Raw genomic sequence first — 15143 nt, 5'->3', positions numbered from 1 at the left:
GACCGCGGGCTTCCTCGGGTTTTATTTAGGTTCCCCGCTCCAACGCACGACAAGTAACGAATGGCACCTACCTTGCTAATCGTGGACGACAGCGACTTCCAGCGCACGATGGTCCGGCAGGCGGTCGAGGACGACTTCGAGGTCGTCGCGGAAGCCGCGAACGGCGCCGAGGCGGTCGAGCAGTACCGGAGTCATCGCCCCGACGCGGTCACGATGGACATCATGATGCCCGAGATGGACGGCGTGGAGGCCACCTCTCAGATAAAGGGGAGCAACGACCCGCCGGTCGTCGTGATGGTGACGAGCGTGGACCAGCAGAGCAAGATGAAGCAGGCGGTCAAAGCCGGCGCGGACGGCTACGTGACGAAGCCGTTCGAGCCGGAAGACGTGAAGGCCGAACTCGGGTCAGTCCTCTGAGACGGCACGCTCCGTTCTCTCCTCGACCGGTTACTCTTCGTCGCCGTCGAGCGACTGCCACGAGAGTCGGAGGTCGCGCGCGGCGCTGGTTTGGTCGATGCGCCGGGCGGTGGTCCGATTCGGCGCGTTCGCCAGCGTCTCGTCGTCCTCCGCGGCGACCCGGTCGAAGGCGTCGGCGAGTTGGTCCAAGGTGTCCTTGCTCTCGATTTCGGTCGGTTCGGTCATCAGCGCCTCCGAGACGATTTCGGGCCACTTCGTCGTCGGCGGGTGGACGCCGTAGTCGAGCATGCGCTTGGCCACGTCCGCGGCGTCTTGGTCGCCCGCCGACGCGACGAACTCGTGGTGGAACGGCTCGAAGGGCACCTCGTACTCTATCTGGCTGGCGAGGTAGTTGGCGTTCAGCACCGCCTTCTCCGCGGCGTCCGACAGGCCGTCGTCGCCGAGTCGCGCGATGTAGGCGTAGGCCTTCACCAGCACGAGCCAGTTGCCCTCGAAGCCGTGGACCTTCCCGACCGTGTTCTCGGGGTCGAAGCGCTCGTACTCGGCTTCGCCGTCCTCGGTTTCACGGACGCGCGGCGCGGGCAGGAACTCCGCGAGGTCCGAGACGACGCCGACCGGGCCAGCTCCGGGACCGCCGCCGCCGTGGGGCGTGGCGAACGTCTTGTGGACGTTGTAGTGCATGATGTCGAAGCCCATGTCGCCCGGCCGGGCCTGCCCGAGCAGGGCGTTGAGGTTCGCGCCGTCGTAGTAGAGCAGGCCACCCGCGTCGTGGACGATGTCGGCTATCTCCTCGATGTCGCGCTCGAAGAGACCCAGCGTGTTCGGGTTCGTGAGCATGAACAGCGCGGTCCGGTCGCTCGCGGCGGCTTCCAGCGCCTCCAAATCGACGCGGCCGTCGTCGCCCGAGGGCAACTCGACGACGTCGTAGCCAGCGAGCGCCGCGCTGGCGAAGTTGGTGCCGTGGGCGCTGTCCGGGACGATAATCTCGTCGCGCTGGTCGCCCTCGCCGTTGTGTTCGTGGAACGCCTTGGCGACGAGGATGCCGGTGAACTCCCCGGCCGCGCCTGCCGGGGGTTGGAGGCTCACGGCATCCATCCCGCCGATGTCCGCGAGGTACTCTTGGAGTCCGGCCATCAGGCCGAGGGTGCCCTGCAGGCTCCGGTCCGAGCGGTCGTGGTGGACTCCCGCGCTCGGGAGCGCGGCCACGTCCTCGGTGAACTTCGGGTTGTACTTCATCGTACAGCTTCCGAGGGGGTACGGCCCGGACTCGACGCCGTAGTTCATCTGCGAGAGCCGGGTGTAGTGGCGCGCGAGCTGCGGCTCTTCGAGGTCGGGGAGTTCGACGCTGTCGCGGGTCAACTCGTCGGGCAGGGGCGACTCGACCTCGACCTCCTCGCTGTTCTTCTCCGAGAGGAGCGGTTCGTACTGTCCGTCCGCGTCCTCTCCGCGCTTCGTCTCTCCGTCCGTCCAGCGCGCTTGGTCGTAGTTCATTCAGGCCACCTCCTCGAATGCCGCGACCAGTCGGTCGGCGGCGTGTTCGTTGCTGTCAGTGATACAGACCTGTATCTCGTGGTCGCCGACCGCGTGGACCGCGAACCCCTCGGCCTCCAAGTCCGCGACGACCGCGTTCGCGGGCTGGTCGGTGTGGGCGACGAACTCACGGAAGTGGTGGCGGTCGTGGACCGGCGCTTGCAGGCCGGTCACGTCGTCCAACCGCTCGGCGAGGTCGTCGGCGAGTCGTACGCAGTCGTTGGCCAGATTCACGAGTCCGTCGGGACCGAGGTAGGCCGCGTGAATGGCGGTCCGGAGCGCGACCCACGCCTGATTCGTGCAGATGTTGCTCGTGGCTCGCTCCTTGCGGATGTGTTGTTCGCGCGTCTGGAGCGTCAGCGTGTAGGTGCGCTTGTCGGCGGCGTCCTCGCTCGCGCCGACGAGACGGCCCGGCACCTGCCGGACGAAATCGTCGCGGCAGGCGAACAGGCCCAGACCCATCCCGTAGGCCGTGGGCAGGCCGAGCGTCGCGGCGTCGCCGACCACCACGTCGGCACCGACTGCGGCGGGTTCCTGCAGAATCGAGAGCGCCACGGGGTCCGAGCCGAGGCAGAACAGCGCGTCGTGGTCGTCGGCGAGGTCGCCGACGGTTTCGAGGTTCTCCTCGACGGTCCCGCGCGTGGTGGGGTTCTCGGCGTACACCATCACGGCGTCGTCGTCGATGGCCTCGGCGAGCGCGTCCGCGTCCACGTTCCCGTCGTCGGTGGCGAACGTCTCGACCGACAGGCCCGCGCCGTCGGTGTAGTTTTCCAGCACGTCCCGACGATTCGCGAGCAGGTAGTCGGGCACCAGCACGCGGTCGCCGTCGGTCGAACGGACGCGCGCCGCGAGCAGGGCGGCCTCCGCGAGGGCGGTCGCGTGGTCGTACATCGAGGCGTTGACGATGTCGAGACCGGTCAACTCCACGAGCATCGACTGGTACTCGAACAGGGCCTGCAGGAACCCCTGCGTAATCTCGGGCTGGTACTGGGTGTAGGAGGTGAGGAACTCCGACCGGAGCGAGAGGTGGTCCACCAGCGAGGGCACGTAGTGTTCGTAGTGGCCCCGCCCGAGGAACTCGGTCAGGTCGTCGTTGCGCGAGAGAAGGCCCCGGACGTGGCGCTCGGCCTCCCGCTCGGTTCGCTCCTCGATGTCGAACTCCCCGTCGAACGCGACCGCTTCGGGGATATCGAACAGTTCGCTCACGTCGTCCGCGCCGACCGCGTCGAGCATCGCCGCGGTCTCGTCGGCGGTGTGGGGCGCGTACGGGCTTCCCCGGTCCCCAGACTCGTGTCGTCCGCTCATGTAGTCGGCGCTAGGGAGCGTATCGTTTTAATTGGGAGGTATTCGGTTTCGTTCTCCGGTTAACTTCTGGGACGCGTCCGCCGTGCCCGTCGCTCCCGACACCGTTCGCGTTCGGCGTACCGGACGAAAGAAATCGGGGTCCGGGTCGCTACTCTATCTGCTCGCGGTACTCGTCGGCGGTCAGCAGGTCGTCCAACCCGCTGTCGTCGGCCAACTCGACTTCCAGCATCCAGCCGTCGCCAAAGGGGTCCTCGTTGACGAGTTCGGGCTGGTCGGCCAGCGCGTCGTTGACCGCGGTGACGGTGCCGTTGACCGGCGAGTAGAGGTCCGAGACCGCCTTGATGGACTCCACCACGCCGAACTCGTCGCCCGCGGCGAGTTCGTCGCCCTCGTCGGGCAACTCGACGAACACCACGTCGCCGAGTTCGTCCTGCGCGAAGTCGGAGATGCCGACCCGTGCGGTGTCCTCGGCGTCGTCTACCCACTCGTGCGATTCCAGATACTTCCGGTCGTCGGGAACTTCGAAGCTCATTGTTACTCACTCAGGAATGGTACGTTCGCAATCTTTGCTTTTTTCGACTGGCCGCGGACCACGACGCGGACCACCGTGCCGGGGTCCGCGAAGTCGCTCGGCACGTAGCCCAGCGCGATGGGTTCGCCGAGCGTCGGACTCATCGTCCCGCTGGTCACCTCGCCGACGACGTGGTCGTCGGTGTCGGTCACGTCGTAGCCGTGGCGCGGGACGCCGCGGTCCACGAGTTTGATGCCGACGAACTCGTCGTCGGTTCCCTCCTCTTTGGCGCGTTCGAGCGGGTCCCGGCCGACGAACTCCGTGTCGAGTTTGACCGTCCAGCCGACGCCCGCCTCGTAGGGGTTGCGGGGGTCGTCCTCGGCGTCGAAGTCCTGCCCGGAGAGCAGAAAGCCCATCTCCATGCGGAGGGTGTCGCGCGACCCCAACCCGCAGGGCTGGCAGTCCAGCAGGTCCCAGACCGCTTCGGCGGACTCGACGGGGACGATTAACTCGAAGCCGTCTTCGCCGGTGTAGCCCGTGCGTGCGGTCCAGCAGTCGGCTCCGGCGAACTCGGCGTATCGCCCCTCGAACTTCGAGAGGTCCAGCACCGAGTCGTCCGCCGCATCCGAGACGAGTTCCGGAGCGTCCGGCCCTTGGACGGCGTACATCGCGTACTCGTCGGTGACGTTCTCGACCGTGGCGTCGAGACCCCACTCGTCGCGATGCTCGGTCCAGCGCCGGTGCATCTGCTCGTCGTGGCCGGCGTTGGGGACGAAGAGGAACTCGGCGTCGTCGCCCTCGGGGAGTCGGTAGACCACGGTGTCGTCCAAGATGGTTCCCTCCTCGTCGGGAATCATCGAGTACTGGGAGTCCCCGCGGCCGAGTTCGGTCACGTCGTTGGACGTGAGCTTCTGCATCAGTCGCTCGGCGTCGGGACCCGACACCGCTATCTGGCCCATGTGGGACACGTCGAAGATGCCGGCCTCCTCCCGGACCGCGCGGTGTTCGGCCTTGATGGAGTCGAACTCGACGGGCATGTCCCACCCGCCGAACTCCGTGAACGTCGCACCCGCGGCGTCGTGTACGTCGCGCAGCGGCGGCTTCCGAAGCGTCATACCGAAACGGTCGTCCGCCCGGTACGTAATGCTTTGTCTTCCGGACGGTCGAACGGTACTCGTCTGCGAGTAAACGAATCGCGTCCGGCCCGGCGTCGTCTGGCGGTCACGCCGGTTCCACGACGATTTGGCCGTCGCGGAGCTTGTAGACGAGACGGTCACCTTCCTCGACGTCGAGACCGTCCTCGGCGAACTCCTCGCGTACCGCCTTGATGAGACTGATTCGCCATCGCTGGGTGACTGTCGTCGTCCCGAGTATCTCTTCGTCGGATTCGTCTGAACTCATCTACCGGCGTCTTTGGTATCGCTGTTGTTATGGACTCTTAGCTATTTCGACTATATTGGCTAAAAGGATGAGCCAACCTATGCTTTTCCGATGCTCACGCCAATTCGATGACGATTCTTCCGTCCGTAACCCCGCAGACCAACCGGTCGCCTTCTGCGACTTCTTCGCCGTGGGCCGCGAAGGGTTCCGAGTACGCGGTCGGTCGAGTCGGACTCCGTCGAGACCATCCATCGCCGTCCGCCGCATCGTCATTATTATGAGTGGTTAGCTACTGAGACTAAATAGTCAATTATGGCTAAAGTGTCGATGAACCAAATCCGAGTGCGACTGGACGAAACTGGCGCACGGACCGCGCTCGTCCGGGGTGCGAACGCACCGGCGCGGCCGCCCGATACCGTGACGGTCGCGCCGGGCGTCAGCAGGACGGTCGGTCCTGAAGGCGGGACCGCGCCGCTGTTCGTGACCGGCGAGGCCCCGAGCGGCCGGACCGTCCGGGAGTACGACGGCCGGGAGCCCCGTGCGGCCGCCGACCACGCGACGGGACTGGTCGCCGACCGCGACCCGCGGGCGGCGTGGCTCTGCGGACGCGACCGGATTCGAGCGTGGTGTGGCCGCGGAGTCGCCGCGATGCTCGAACGGCGACTCTGCGAGGCCGCACGCGACGCGGACGCGCGACTGGTCGTCTGGACGAACGACTACGAGCCGACGAGTGCCGGTCGTGACCCGACGAGCGGCGACTGCGACCCGACGGGTGCGGACGAAGAGAGCGTGGCGGTCGAAGACCGTTACGACGTCGTACTCGACCCGTAGCGCGCCAGCAGGTCGCCGGCCGCGACGCCGACGTCGGTGCTGTCGCAGGCCGGGCACTGGACCGCCAGCGAGCAGTCGCCCGACGCGGGGAGTCGCTGGGTTTCGGTGTCGGAGGCGCAGTCCGAACCGTCGGCGGGACCGGGGACCGCGAACGCGAGTTGGGCGAGCAGTACGAACGTACCGGAGTGACCGCAGTTGTAGCAGTGCGTCATGGGTATCGGACCGGCAGGTGCGTTCCGCGCGCCGGTCGGAGCGAACTCGTGCGGTATCGTATTTGAAGTTTGGCGGGCGCTCGCGGACTGGTCGGAGAACCGAAATCGAGCGAAACGAACCATCGAGCAGGGAGAAAGTGTTTAGCGGAGACGAACTGCGGAGAGAGACACGAACCGCAGAGAGGAAACACGACCCTCAGCGAGGGAAACACGAACTGCGAGGAGACGAGTCCGGCGACCTATTCGAGGAAGTTCGGCTCGATGGCCTTGCTCTCGACTTCCTCGTCCAGATGGTCGCGGAACGCCTCGACGTCCACGTCGTCGCGCTCGCGCTCCTGTCGGTCGCGCACCGAGATGGTCCCGGCCTCCTCCTCGTTGTCGCCGACGACGAGCATGTAGGGCACGTTGTCGTCGTGAGCCTGCTGAATCTTCTTGCCGACCGTCCACGAGCGGTCCTCGATTTCGACGCGGAAGTCGCCCAGATACCGGTTCTGGAGCTGTTTGGCGTAGCCGATGTTGTCGTCGCTCACGGGCAGGATACGGACCTGCTCGGGCGCGAGCCACGTCGGGAAGTTGCCCTTGAAGTGTTCGATGATGATGCCCATGAAGCGCTCGAAGGTTCCCAGAAGCGCGCGGTGGACCATCACGGGGCGGTGTTCGTCGTTGTCCTCGCCGGTGTAGCTCAGGTCTAGTCGCTCGGGGATGTTGAAGTCGAGTTGGACCGTGCCGATGGTCCACTCGCGGCCGATAGCGTCCACGGCGTTGATGCCGATTTTCGGACCGTAGAAGGCCGCCTCGCCCTCCTCGACGTCGTAGTCGAGGCCTTCCGACGAGAGGGCGTCTTTCAGCGCGCCGGTCGCCTGCTCCCAGATTTCGTCGCTGCCGACCGCGTCGTCGCCTTTCGTCTCTAGCTTGTACTGTACGTCGAGGTCGAAGTGGCCGTAAATCTCGTCGATGACGTCGAGGACCGACAGAATCTCCTCCCGAATCTGGTCCTTCCGGATGAAGGCATGGCCGTCGTCCTGCGTGAACCCGCGGACCCGCAGGAGGCCCGAGAGTTCGCCCGACTGCTCGTTGCGGTAGCAGGTGCCGAACTCCGAGAACCGGACCGGCAGGTCACGGTAGGAGTACTGGTGGTCGTCGAAGATGGAGGCGTGGTTCGCGCAGTTCATCGGCTTCAGGCCGTACTCGGTGTCGTCCTGCTCCCACGCGAACATCTCGCCCGCCTCCTTGAACGTGTCGTAGTGGCCCGTGGGCTTCCAGAGTTCGGCCTTGTTCAGTTCGGGCGTCCAGACCTCGTCGTAGCCCAGTTCGTCGTTCTTCGTCCGGATGTAATCCTCGAGTTCGCGGCGGATGGTCATCCCGTTGGGGTGGTAGTGGGCACACCCCGGCGAGTGGTCGGGGATGTTGAACAGGTCCATCTCGCGGCCGATCTTGCGGTGGTCGCGCTCCTCGGCCTCCTCGCGGCGCTCGATGAACTCCTCTAACTCCGCCTCGCTTTCGAAGGCGGTACCGTAGACGCGGGTCAGCATCTCGTTGTCCTCGTCGCCGCGCCAGTACGCGCCGGAGATGGAGAGGAGCGCGAAGCCGCCGATTTCCCCGGTCGATTCGACGTGCGGGCCCTTACAGAGGTCCTCGAACTCGCCCTGCTCGTAGAAGGAGATGGACTCCTCGTCGGCGGCCTCCTCGTCCAGAATCTCCCGCTTGAACCGGTTGTCCTCGTAGACCTCGAAGGCCTCCTCGCGGGAGCGCTCGAAGCGCTCGATGGCGAGGTCCTCGTCGATGATGTCGTAGGCCTCGTCCTCTATCTCTTCGAGGTCCTCCTCGTCGAGTTCGACGCCGTAGACGTCGTAGTAGAACCCGTCGTCAGTCCACGGCCCGATGGTCAGGCGGGCCTCGGGGTAGAGACGCTGGAGGGCTTGGGCGAAGACGTGGGCCGCCGAGTGGCGGAGCACGTCGAGGTATTCGTCGCTGGAGGGCGTGACGATCTCCAGCTTCGCGCCGTCGGGCAGTCGACTCGCCTTGTCCACGAGGTCGCCGTTCACGACCCCCGCGACGGTGTCGCGGCCGAGACCGGGGCCGATTTCGAACGCCGCGTCTTCGACCGTGGCTCCCTCCTCCAGTTCGAGTTCCGAACCGTCCGGAAGGACGACCGTGATCTGACTCATGTTTTGGTTACGGTCCCGGCGAACTGATAACCCTTTCTACACGCGAGGTGGGTCCGTCGCCTCGCGCTCAGGTCGTCTCGGCGAGCGTGTCCGACCAGCAACGTCCGCGGCGACCCAACGCGTCGCCGACCGACCTCCAGAACGGCGCGAACGCCATCACACCGAAGAAGAAGCGCCCACGAGGACGCCGACCGCCAGCGGCGACGACCGACGACCGACGAACACGGCCAACGCGATGGCCAGCATCCCGCCGGCCGCGGCCCGAGTCGCTCCGGCTGCGCCGACCGAGAATTTCGTCGTGCGGTCCAGTCCACCGTTCAGGCCGCTATCGATCACCTCCGGCAGGAAAAGCGCGTTCGCCGTTTTCGGACCGATTCTGCGCCCGTGTTGGGAAGCCGGCGAGAACGATTTGTTGCCGCTAATCTGCTCTGCACACTATAGCGTTACCTCCACCAGTCAGTGCTTGATGACCGAAACCGCGACTCGGACTATTAGCTCTCGACTCCTGTTTTTCGTTTGATTCGATACCTGAAAACGAACACCGCCAGCGGGAAGAACACGAACGCGAGTCCGATCGACGGACCGAGAAGTACGATCCTCGATAGTTCGTGTGCAACGAAGGCACTCAACCCCAGTTCGTATCCGTAGGGAATCGTTGGCCAATCGAGATACAGACCAAACAGCAGTGCTGCGAGGAGGAGAGACGGAAACAGGAGTGCGGACTGACGCCGAATACGCTCGTACGGAGTATTCCAAGCGGTTGCACCCATCACAAATGCCGAACTCATGCTCGTCACCACGAAGCCTCCGATGCCGACGGCGAGGCCTCCGACGGTAACGACGATGGAGGGGAGACCGGACTGCAACAACACGCCCCACACGGATACGAGCGAGAAAAACGCTGGCCACAGAACGATTCCAGTTACGTAGCCGTAGGGCGGTTCGAGAAACCGAGAAAGGAGCAGGCCTTCCAGTTCGGAGTCGGAGGTGTCGGCCCACGTTTCGAGTTTTTCTGATTGCATACTGTTGTGATCGTCACCTACTGAGTCTGGATACTTATAGACGAAGGAACATGATTCGTGAGCGGTGACAGCACGGAGCGGTGTCGCCGTCCTGAACTCGGTTTCCCGCCGGACCCGTGAGCGGTTCTCGGCAGATTTCTCGGGTGCGGGCTACGAGAGTCACGCAGACAAGTATTCCAGTTTGCTCGAACGCGACGCTGGTACATTAGAGAGGCATCTTCGCAACATCAGTTTGGCGGACTTCATATATCTGTATGGGGTTTATATCTTCGGTGCCAATCGCCGAGTCCTCCCCAAATTGCGAGCATCACGGCTCGCTAGACGGTTCCAGCGGGTCGAGTCGTCTGGTCGGCTTGGCTCAGGTCGGGTCGGCTTGGGACGATTCGGCGCAGTCCGAGTCGGCGAGCAGGGCGTCGCTGAGTGGTCCCGTCGGCACCCGGTCCGACGACCCGACGTTCGGGTCTCGCATCTGGGGTTCGCGTCGTCGGAACCGGGTCGTACGGGTTCGCCTGCGGTCTGGTCGAAATACTCGAACGCGCGCGTCGGTCAACGACCGACGGCGGGCAGACCGCTGTCGGGTAGGGCTTCAGGAACGATTTGACTCGAAACCCATGTATCTGGGACTTAGAAGCGACTTTAGAGTTTCTTTAACAGTATAGAAACGTCCGGCTCGACGGATTTCGTGGGTGGCGAGAGTGCGCCGGTCGGGACGCAGCCAGTTGCCTCGGGAGTCGGCGACGATGCGCTCGGATGAGCGATGTGGCTGGTGGCACGTGACGCGACGATAGAGAAGAGCGGTGTCGGCCGACTGCAGAACGACCGCCGTCAGGCTTGGGCCGAGTCGATGTCGCCGTCGATGCGGACGAACCGGAAGTCACACTCCGGACAGCCCCACTTGGTCTTCTCGCCGAGGTGGAGAGTCGTACTCGCGGTGCGGTAGAACGTCCGCTCGGTGCCACACTGGGGACAGTCGTGGTCGAGTTCCTGAGCCATGTTCGAACGTGAAGGCGCGTCGCATTTCAGGATACTGGTTTGGCCGTGCGTTCGTCCGTCCTCCAAAGCGAACGCGTCGAGACGGGAGTCGGACCAGGAGGCACTGTTGGCCCGTAGTAAATTAAATACCGCTATATCAAGTTCCGGTGTCGGTGGATAGCGGTTCAGTCGGTCCCGAAGTTGCGCGGCGCTCCCTGATGGGACCGATTTCGGCATCAGCTTCTTGCTGTCCGACACCCAATGCTCGGGTATGTCCGTAACGCTATACGCGCTCGACGGCTGTCCGTACTGCGAGAAGGTCCACGACGCGCTCGACGACCACGACGTCGAGTACGACACCGAGTGGGTCGAAGCATTGCACTCCGAGCGAAACGAGGTCAAGCGCATCAGCGGCCAGCGCGGCGTTCCGGTCCTCGTGGACGACGAGCAAGGCGTGACGATGGCCGAGAGCGACAAAATCGTGGAGTACGTCGAGCGGTCGCTGGCCTGACCTCCGAACCACGACCGCCGGAGACGGCGGTGAGGCGACCGTTCGGGGCGGGAGTTAAGTGCGGCCCGTCGCTACTGCACGGTATGAAAATCTACACCGGTCGCGGTGACGAGGGCCAGACCGACCTCCGGGACATGTCGCGGGTCTCGAAGGCAAGTCCGCGCATCGAAGCCTACGGCACGGTGGACGAGGTGAACGCGCTCGTCGGTCGCGTCCGACCGACGGGCCACGACGACGTGGACGACCAGTTGCGCGAGATACAGAACCACCTCCACGTCGTGCAGGCCGACTTCGCCAACCCCGACCCGGACGAGGAGGACCCGGCCGTCCGCGAGGAGCACGTCGAGCAGTTAGAGGAGTGGATGGACGGCTACGACGAGGAACTCGAACCCCTCCAGTCGTTCATCCTCCCCGGCGGCGGCGATTCGGGCGCGCGGCTCCACCACGCCCGGACGGTCTGTCGCCGCGCGGAGCGCCGCGCCGTCGCGCTGGAAGCCGACGAGGACGTCAACGACACCGCGGTCACCTATCTCAATCGGCTCTCGGACGCGCTGTTCGTGCTCGGCCGCGTGGTCAACCAGCGCGAGGACGAACCCGAGGAGTCGCCGACGTACTGACCCCACGAGCTGGCGACATGTCGAACTCGATTTCGTCGAGACCGATACGTTCATTCTCCCTCGGTCGTATGTGACCCGTAAGCATGCGGATACGCGAGTGGAAGGACATCGTCGAGGACGTGGTCGAGAAGGACGTGGACCCCGACGACTGGCGGGCGGTCGGCGGCAAGCGTGCCGGGGGCGTCGGCGAAGACCTCTACCTCGGGCATCCGCGCGGCGGGGTCTACCTCCTGAAGACCTACGCGAAGAACCCCTACGAGGTGCGCGGGGTCGGCACGCGAGTCGCGCGCAGTCTGGACGACGAAATCGGCTCGTTCCTCCCCCAGCAGGAGACCGAGGGCCGTTTTGCGGTCCAGAATCCGCCCGAAAGCGAGGACGACGCCGAGGAGAAGGCCCGTCACCTCGAACAGGTCGTTAAAGCTCACGCCGACGCGCCGACCACCCCGAACGACTTCTTCGACGACGTGATGGACGCCCTCGACAGCCCCGCGTTCGGTCCCATCGACTTCGACCGCTACGACCGGCCCGACCCCGCGGAGGAACTCTCCGACCGGTTCGAGGAGGCCGAAGACCTCCTGAACGAGGAGTTGGACGACCTCATAGAGGACGACGACGTCGGCCGCGGCTTCCAGTAACTCGTGGAGTCGTCCGCTTCCGAGACGTAGAGTTCCGTCTCGGTTCGACGCTCGACGCGTTCTGGAGGGTGCAATCGACGTTTTAGCCATCCCGAGGTTATTAGGGTGCGTGTCCGAAGTCGAGGGCGTGAGACGAAGACGACTCCTCGCTTCGGTCGCCGTCCTGACGACCGGTGGCTGTCTCGGGACGGCGAGACGACTAACGAGCGGTACGTTCGGTGGTGCGACGGCCGGTGGCGACGGTGCGGCCGACGCTTGTCCCTCCTTCGTCGCCGACGTGGACCGGACTATCTGCGCCGGTGAAGCCCCGACCGACGCGCCCGTCGAGTTCCGGCGGTCGGGTCGGACGCTCTCGACCGACGCGGGAACGTCCTCCGCGGCCGACTCCGGCAGGACGGTCGAAACGCTGACGTTCACGCTGGTGAACCAATCGGAGCACACGTTCTCGTTCAATCCGTACCACTGGCGACTCCACCGCGAGACGCTGACCGGGTGGCGCTACGTCGCGCCCGAGGCGTACAATCAACCGCTCGTCCTTTTGTCGCCGGGTGGAACTCACTCGTGGGAACTCGCCCTGTCGAGCCATCCCTCACCGAACGACGGGGCGACGCGAATCAAGCGGTCGCTGGACCCCGGTCGATACGCCTTCTCGGTCGTCGGTTCCGTCGGCGACTTCGGGTTCGACACCGGAAGCGACAGCCCCGATGGGGGCGACGGTGGCGCAAGCGACGAAGAAACGCGCGGAGAGGAGACCGACGACAGTGGCAGGACGACCGGAAGCGGAACCGACGACGGCGGCGAGGAGACCGGTATCAGAATCGAGTGCGTCGGCCGTTTCTCGGTGAGCGACGGGTAGGCTTAAGCGAGTTCGTCTGCACCGATTTTGCATGAACGCGACCGAGACCGTCGAGGAATACTACGAGTCGCTTCGGCGCGGCGACTCCCTCTCGCCGTACTTCGCCGAGCGCGAGGACGTGGTGAAGTTCGGCGTCAGCGAGCGTCTCGCCGGCTACGAGGCGGTCGCCGACGGACTGCGCGAACAGACCCGAACGACCGACGAGTGGCGAGTCGAGAGCCGCGCCCTCCGGGTGATTGCTCGGGAAACCGTCGCCCGGTTCACCGACGACGTGGCGATGTCGTGGACCGTGACCGACGAGTCCGGCCCTGAAACTCGCCACTCCTTCGAGACGCGGTGGAGCGGCGTCCTCGAACGCGACGACGTGGCGGACGACGAGAAGGACCGCGAATCCGGGGGAACCGCCGGGCGCTGGCGATTCGTCCAGATGCACGTCAGCGCGCCCCACGAGCTCTAAGATGGTCGGGCCGCAATCTGACGAGGACAAGCGCGACGCGATGAACCAGTTCAAGGCCGGTGTCGTCCTGCTGGTCGGGGTATCGGCGGGTCTCATCGCCTTCTCCGGCGGGGCGACGCTGCTGGAGGCCGCGGTCGCGGTCGGCGCGGGACTGTTGGTCGGCGCGGCACTCCTCGCGTATCTGGTTCGTATCGCGTAGCGAAACGGAATCGCCGAGCGAACGAACTGAATCGTCGTGAGTGGACGGAAGCGAAGCAGCGAGAACGAAAGAATGCGAAGCGGCGAGAACGAGAGGAACCGAAGCAGCGGAATCAGGGACTCACGCGAGCGAGCCACCGCTCGGGGTCGTCGATTTCGTCGTCGGTGGGGAGGTTCTCCGGGCGGTCCCAGACGACCGTCGCGCCTTCGATGCCGCGCCGGGCGGCGACCGCCTCGAAGAAGGCCTTGCCGCGCTCGTACTGGCGGCGCTTCAGGCCGAGACCGAGCATCCGGCGGACCAGCCGCGAGAGGGGGTCGCCGCCCTGCCTGCGGGCCTCCATCTTCTCGCGGAGGTCGGCGTACTCGTCGTCGAACGCGCCGTCCATCAGGAGTTCGGCGTACCCCTCGACGGCGGTCATGGCGGCGTCGAGTTCCCGGAACGCCTCGCGGTCGAGGCGGCCCTGTGCCAGCGCGTCGATACCCGACTCCATCCGCGTTTCGAGGTGGTCGGAGAGCCACGGGGCCGCGCCGAACTCCGCGGCGTGCGTGACCTCGTGGAAGGCTATCCACCGTCGGAACCGGTCGTAGTTCACGTCGAGTTCGTCCGCGATGCGCTCGATGTTCGGTCGGACGAAGTAGAGGGCGTGTTCGTCTCCCTCCGCGAGAAGCAGGGGGTCGTACTGTCCGAGGACGTTCTTGCCCAGCACCGACAGCATCACCGACATGGTGCCGGTGTTGATGGTCCGGGCGACGCCCGGCATGATTTCGGGTCCGTGTTCCTCGACGGGTTCCATCACGCGCCGGAACGTGTCGATGTTCGCGTCGATCCAGTGGTGGCGATTCTGCACCTCGATGGTGTCGGGCACGTCGAACTTCGCGCCGGAGACATCGCGGACACGGGCACGGGCGTCGCGCACGTCCGTCGCGTACCCCTCCCGCTCGCTCGGCGACATATCTATCGAACCGGGGTCCGTGGACGCTTTCGCCGCCTCGGCGACGGCTTCCCAGTCGATAGGGCCGGTGCCGGAGGCGTCGGCGACTGCCCGGACGCTACGGTAGAGACTCACGGGTTTCAGTTGGGACCGAGCGGTCAAAATCTTTCTGCTACCCTCTGACGGCGAGTCGAGTGTTCGGGTAGAGAACGACTGCGTTTTTGCCGCTCGAGTACAGCGCGACCACGATTTCGGCGTTTTGTTCCAGTCCGACCGTAGTATCGACGTGCCACGGTCGGTGGTGGGTCGTCGGGGGGACACACCATGGTCGCGTTTGTAACTGGTGGGATGGGGGCATCGGGGGTCGGTGGGTCGTTTAGCCGCTGACACCTCGGTCGCGTATGTATCGTCACTTCTTGAGTCAAAGATGGTTTAGAATATCTATATACTCGTGTCGAGCCATATTGATGCTATATTCTCCACATTTACATCCGCGATGGTGGTGTGTGTAATCTCTCTAGAGAGATGTTTCGTTACAGACGCGACGGAGGTGTGTCACTCCCTCTCTACTTTTCGACCATTGTCGTTT

Annotated in this window: 19 protein-coding genes; 8 read left to right on the top strand and 11 right to left on the bottom strand. The window is 65.0% G+C overall.

The window, feature by feature from the left end; genetic code table 11:
- The first annotated feature begins 60 nt into the window (after window positions 1-60).
- A complete protein-coding gene (locus tag M0R88_RS01405; RefSeq protein WP_248655182.1) occupies window positions 61-417 on the top strand; it encodes a response regulator in 357 nt (118 codons plus the stop codon).
- A 30-nt stretch (window positions 418-447) separates the two neighbouring features.
- On the opposite strand, the gene gcvPB is transcribed toward M0R88_RS01405, so the two are convergent.
- The 5 genes from gcvPB to M0R88_RS01380 all read right to left on the bottom strand — a co-directional run bounded on the left by gcvPB (window position 448) and on the right by M0R88_RS01380 (window position 5164).
- The gene (gene gcvPB, locus M0R88_RS01400; RefSeq protein ID WP_248655181.1) at window positions 448-1908 is read right to left on the bottom strand and encodes an aminomethyl-transferring glycine dehydrogenase subunit GcvPB; all 1461 of its coding nucleotides are present in this window, start codon (window positions 1906-1908) and stop codon (window positions 448-450) included.
- Window positions 1909-3252 carry an aminomethyl-transferring glycine dehydrogenase subunit GcvPA gene (gcvPA, locus tag M0R88_RS01395; RefSeq protein ID WP_248655180.1) on the bottom strand — a complete coding sequence of 448 codons (1344 nt, stop codon included), beginning with the start codon at window positions 3250-3252 and terminating at the stop codon, window positions 1909-1911.
- A 148-nt stretch (window positions 3253-3400) separates the two neighbouring features.
- Complete coding sequence (gcvH, locus tag M0R88_RS01390; protein WP_248655179.1) at window positions 3401-3784, bottom strand: glycine cleavage system protein GcvH; 384 nt, start codon at window positions 3782-3784, stop codon at window positions 3401-3403.
- 2 nt (window positions 3785-3786) lie between these two features.
- The gene (gcvT, locus tag M0R88_RS01385) at window positions 3787-4878 is read right to left on the bottom strand and encodes a glycine cleavage system aminomethyltransferase GcvT (RefSeq protein ID WP_248655178.1); all 1092 of its coding nucleotides are present in this window, start codon (window positions 4876-4878) and stop codon (window positions 3787-3789) included.
- A 106-nt stretch (window positions 4879-4984) separates the two neighbouring features.
- Complete coding sequence (locus tag M0R88_RS01380; protein WP_248655177.1) at window positions 4985-5164, bottom strand: AbrB/MazE/SpoVT family DNA-binding domain-containing protein; 180 nt, start codon at window positions 5162-5164, stop codon at window positions 4985-4987.
- A gap of 306 nt (window positions 5165-5470) precedes the next feature.
- On the opposite strand from M0R88_RS01380, the gene M0R88_RS01375 reads away from it, so the two are divergent.
- A complete protein-coding gene (locus M0R88_RS01375; protein ID WP_248655176.1) occupies window positions 5471-5974 on the top strand; it encodes a hypothetical protein in 504 nt (167 codons plus the stop codon).
- On the opposite strand, the gene M0R88_RS01370 is transcribed toward M0R88_RS01375, so the two are convergent.
- The 5 genes from M0R88_RS01370 to M0R88_RS01350 form a co-directional block, all read right to left on the bottom strand.
- A complete protein-coding gene (locus tag M0R88_RS01370) occupies window positions 5950-6186 on the bottom strand; it encodes a hypothetical protein (protein WP_248655175.1) in 237 nt (78 codons plus the stop codon). The genes M0R88_RS01375 and M0R88_RS01370 overlap by 25 nt on opposite strands.
- A 239-nt stretch (window positions 6187-6425) precedes the next feature.
- A complete protein-coding gene (gene thrS, locus M0R88_RS01365; RefSeq protein ID WP_248655174.1) occupies window positions 6426-8354 on the bottom strand; it encodes a threonine--tRNA ligase in 1929 nt (642 codons plus the stop codon).
- Window positions 8355-8510: 156 nt separating this feature from the next.
- A complete protein-coding gene (locus tag M0R88_RS01360) occupies window positions 8511-8690 on the bottom strand; it encodes a hypothetical protein (protein ID WP_248655173.1) in 180 nt (59 codons plus the stop codon).
- A gap of 155 nt (window positions 8691-8845) precedes the next feature.
- Complete coding sequence (locus M0R88_RS01355; RefSeq protein ID WP_248655172.1) at window positions 8846-9376, bottom strand: hypothetical protein; 531 nt, start codon at window positions 9374-9376, stop codon at window positions 8846-8848.
- Between the two features lie 825 nt (window positions 9377-10201).
- Entirely contained in the window at window positions 10202-10369 is a 168-nt protein-coding gene (locus tag M0R88_RS01350) for a DUF7838 family putative zinc beta-ribbon protein (protein ID WP_166035410.1), read from the bottom strand.
- Between the two features lie 250 nt (window positions 10370-10619).
- Here M0R88_RS01350 and M0R88_RS01345 point away from each other — a divergent pair, with 250 nt between their 5' ends.
- The 6 genes from M0R88_RS01345 to M0R88_RS01320 all read left to right on the top strand — a co-directional run bounded on the left by M0R88_RS01345 (window position 10620) and on the right by M0R88_RS01320 (window position 13623).
- The gene (locus M0R88_RS01345; RefSeq protein ID WP_248655171.1) at window positions 10620-10859 is read left to right on the top strand and encodes a glutaredoxin family protein; all 240 of its coding nucleotides are present in this window, start codon (window positions 10620-10622) and stop codon (window positions 10857-10859) included.
- An 83-nt stretch (window positions 10860-10942) separates the two neighbouring features.
- Window positions 10943-11476, top strand: a complete 534-nt coding sequence (locus M0R88_RS01340) for a cob(I)yrinic acid a,c-diamide adenosyltransferase (RefSeq protein WP_248655170.1) — start codon at window positions 10943-10945, stop codon at window positions 11474-11476.
- An 83-nt stretch (window positions 11477-11559) separates the two neighbouring features.
- A complete protein-coding gene (locus M0R88_RS01335; protein ID WP_248655169.1) occupies window positions 11560-12111 on the top strand; it encodes a hypothetical protein in 552 nt (183 codons plus the stop codon).
- A gap of 109 nt (window positions 12112-12220) precedes the next feature.
- Complete coding sequence (locus tag M0R88_RS01330; protein ID WP_248655168.1) at window positions 12221-12967, top strand: hypothetical protein; 747 nt, start codon at window positions 12221-12223, stop codon at window positions 12965-12967.
- Window positions 12968-12998: 31 nt separating this feature from the next.
- Entirely contained in the window at window positions 12999-13424 is a 426-nt protein-coding gene (locus tag M0R88_RS01325) for a nuclear transport factor 2 family protein (RefSeq protein ID WP_248655167.1), read from the top strand.
- Window position 13425: 1 nt separating this feature from the next.
- Complete coding sequence (locus M0R88_RS01320) at window positions 13426-13623, top strand: DUF8527 family protein (RefSeq protein ID WP_248655166.1); 198 nt, start codon at window positions 13426-13428, stop codon at window positions 13621-13623.
- A gap of 112 nt (window positions 13624-13735) precedes the next feature.
- Here M0R88_RS01320 and M0R88_RS01315 read toward each other — a convergent pair whose 3' ends face one another.
- Window positions 13736-14689, bottom strand: coding sequence for a zinc-dependent metalloprotease (locus tag M0R88_RS01315; protein WP_248655165.1), 954 nt, complete (start codon window positions 14687-14689; stop codon window positions 13736-13738).
- Window positions 14690-15143: the final 454 nt, after the last annotated feature.

Source organism: Halorussus gelatinilyticus, assembly GCF_023238445.1.
Taxonomy (GTDB): Archaea; Halobacteriota; Halobacteria; order Halobacteriales; family Haladaptataceae; genus Halorussus; species Halorussus gelatinilyticus.
This window is presented reverse-complemented; position numbering and strand designations above follow the sequence as displayed.